Raw genomic sequence first — 3,270 nt, 5'->3', positions numbered from 1 at the left:
GCATTTCAAGATCCTGATGACATCGCACCGCCTGATCGATCGGGTGGAATTGGACGAGGATTTCGGGCTGCACTACCTGGATGCGAACGGAAGCCCGGTCGGTATGGGAAACCTTTCGGCAGGAATGAAACAGCTCATGGCTACCGCTTTGCTCTGGGCTCTGAGCGAAGTATCCGGAAAAAAGATTCCCGTGGTCGTCGATACCCCATTGGCCCGCATCGACCTCGCCCACCAGGAGGGCATCCTGCGCCACTACTATCCCGACGCGGCGGCTCAGGTCATTGTCCTCCCAACGGATGCGGAACTTGATCCACAGAAGCTCGCGCTCATTTCTCCCCACGTTTACCGCGCCTATCGTCTGCGCAATCGGGATGGCGAACATACGGTTGCCGAGCCTGTCGATGTCGCCGATCTGCTTCGCGGAGGCTGAGTGATGCCGGATATCTACACCGACGCACAGGATGAACGGGCGATAGGCGATGTCCTGCTACACGGTCTGGGCACGCCGCGCGCGCCGAAGCTGCGCGTTCTGCGCATCGCTCTCGCGCGCTCGTTGCAGATTCCCACGCCGCCAGGCAGTGAACTCGACGGCAGCCGTCTCGGGGGCAGCGAGTACGCACTCGAGCGGATCACCGGCGCAGGCCAGTCAGCGGACGAGGAGGGCCGTCGAGACTACGATCTGGCGGTGCGCGCGCTGCTCAGCATCTACCACGGAGAAGATATGTTCCACGGCGAAGAAGCGGACCACCGCTATCGTCGCTACCTGCAACGCCACGTCCGCCGGGGCCTGCAGGAAATTCGTACGACCTGGCGTCCCGGTCACGACTTTCACGGCTTCCTCTACCATGAACTCTTCGGAGCGGCGACGACGCGCCCGGTGCGCGCCGATCTGGGGCAGCAGATCCTCGCCGGTTTGCGCGAAATTGGTGTGTCGGCGCAGATCCGTGGCGTCGACAACGGGCCGCGCATCAGCCGCTATCGGGTCTACCTGGATGACGTCAATCATTACGACAAGGTCAAGCGCGGGCTGGATAAGCTGGGTCTCCACCTTGGACTGTCGACCCGCCAGGGCATCCTGCTGCAAGAAGACGAAGGCCCGGTGCGCGAGGCGCGCGTGCTGGCGCTCGACGTTCCCCGTCCCGCCGAGTCCTGGCACACGATACCGGGCGCTCGCCTGCGAGAGTGGGCCACGCAGGCCAATGACGTGCCGACCCTGACCGTATGGCCGGGTGTCGACGTGTTGGGCGAACCGGTGCATTTTGACCTCGGCGCTGCGCCACACCTGCTCGTCGGCGGGACGACCGGCAGCGGCAAGAGCGTGTGCCTGCACGCGCTCCTGTTGTCGCTTCTCTGGCGGCTGGCGCCGCAAGACCTGCAGCTCACGCTGATCGACCCAAAGCGGGTGGAACTGGCGCAATACGCGGCATTTCCTCAGGTGGCCGGTGGTGAAGTCGTCGAGGATATCGGCGACGCACTGGAGATCCTGCAGCAGTTGGTCGACGAAATGGAGCGTCGCACGCTGCTGTTGCGCCAGCACGAGGTGGCAAACCTGAGCGAGGGACGTGCGCAGGGTGGAATCGACCTGCCTTACGTGGTGGTGGTGGTCGAAGAACTGGCGGATCTGCTGTTCCAGTCGCGCGAGGCCGAAGCGCCGCTGGTCCGCCTGGCCCAGAAGGCGCGAGCGGTAGGCATCCATCTCGTACTCGCCACACAGCGCCCCGACGCGGACACGTTCAGTGGTCTTCTGCGTACTAACGTGCCAGGGCGGATCGCGCTCTCGGTGCGCACGGGCGCGGAATCGAAGATCATTCTTGACGAAACCGGCGCCGAAAAACTGCTCGGTGCCGGCGACATGCTGCTGCGGCCGCAGGCGGGAGCGCGTGCGCGCCGCGCGCACGGCGTGAGGGTCGGCAGCGACGATATTCGGCTATGTCTGCAGAGCGTGCGCGGGAGAAGCCAATGAGCGACATCACCATTTATGAGTTTCAGCCGCTCTGGCTGACGCTCGACCAGGTGGGCCCCTTTCAGAGCACTCCCTACGAAATTGACTTCACAGACGACAAGGACAAGCCGTGTAACGTCTTCCTGCTGATGTCCGAAAACGGTCGCGGCAAGACCACCGTGCTCGAGTGCATGGCTCTGCTGATGCGCCAACTCGGTGAGGAACAGCCCGAACGTTTCGGTCAGGAGGATCTGGACCGCGGTCGGGGCAGGGTTCAGCTTGACGTACTGAGTCGGATCTTCTGGCAGGGACGTGATCACCGTATTGTCCTGTCGCTGTTGGCGGGAAACATTGGTGAGGAGACGTTTCTCAAGGTCTGGGACGACGCAGACTTGAAGCGTTACGGGGCGGAAGAATGGCACAGAAGCGGATACCGACAGCAGGCGCGCGGCCGTTTGCTGGAGGTTGGCGCCCACGATGATCTCGTGCAGGATCTGCGCCATACCCTCATCGACTCAGGCCTCATGGCGCCGGAGGGATTCGCCAACTCGACCCTGAGTTTGCCTACAGCCCTGCTTTTCCCAGCGTACCGAGATATTCCGTCGCTCAGTGAGTCGGAGGGGCGGCCGATCGTTCAGCCGGAGCACTGGGGCTACCGCACAGTGCAGGAATTCGCGGCGCACGGAACCAATTGGACCGCGTCGCTGGACAATCTCCTCGTCTGGCTGAAGTGGCTGGATAACGGAAGCTACGAGAACGCGGTGAAAACGATAAACAGCACGGTTTTCGCGAAATCGTCCGACAAGTTCCTGGCGGCCGAGATTCGACGGGTCCCGCCAGAGGCGATCGTTCACAGCGGCGGGCAAACTCACCGCCTGGATCGCCTGTCCAGCGGCGAGAAGAACCTCACACAGCTGTTTCTCCGCATTGGTGCCCACAGCACGCGGAATACCTGGGTGCTGGTGGACGAACTCGACGTTCACCTGCACGTGCGCTGGCAGCATAAGGCGCTGCATCTGATGAAGGCCCTGGTGCGCCAGGAGCCTGGCACTACAGTCATCGCCAGCACACACTCGGTCGAGATCCTGGAAGCTTTCCCCCTGGATATTCGCGAGCAGAGCCTGATCAAGGGCGGATGGATCATCGAAGAAGACTTGCATTAGGCGGGGTGAGAGATGAGCGGATTCAAGAGGATGAAGGACGCCTGTTACGTCCCGCCCGATTCAAGACTCTGCGTCGCGAGCTATTCCGGGGTGAGACAAGAGGAAAGTCCCACGCTGTAGTCGGGCGGATTTTGGCCGGCATCAGCGTGGGACAAGGCGCTTATC

General features: G+C 62.4%; 2 protein-coding genes and 1 pseudogene. All 3 read left to right on the top strand.

Features of this window, described 5'->3' with window-relative positions; all coding sequences use genetic code 11:
* A pseudogene (locus Q1L59_RS00415) lies at positions 1–430 on the top strand (DNA sulfur modification protein DndD); the annotation flags it as partial.
* A gap of 3 nt (positions 431–433) precedes the next feature.
* Positions 434–1,963: an FtsK/SpoIIIE domain-containing protein gene (locus Q1L59_RS00410; protein WP_300327324.1), complete on the top strand. Its 1,530-nt coding sequence runs from the start codon at positions 434–436 to the stop codon at positions 1,961–1,963.
* Complete coding sequence (locus Q1L59_RS00405) at positions 1,960–3,105, top strand: AAA family ATPase (RefSeq protein ID WP_300327323.1); 1,146 nt, start codon at positions 1,960–1,962, stop codon at positions 3,103–3,105. The genes Q1L59_RS00410 and Q1L59_RS00405 overlap by 4 nt, the downstream gene beginning before the upstream one ends.
* The last annotated feature ends 165 nt before the right edge of the window (positions 3,106–3,270 follow it).

This window comes from Accumulibacter sp., assembly GCF_029255125.1.
Taxonomy (GTDB): domain Bacteria; phylum Pseudomonadota; class Gammaproteobacteria; order Burkholderiales; family Rhodocyclaceae; genus Accumulibacter.
This window is presented reverse-complemented; position numbering and strand designations above follow the sequence as displayed.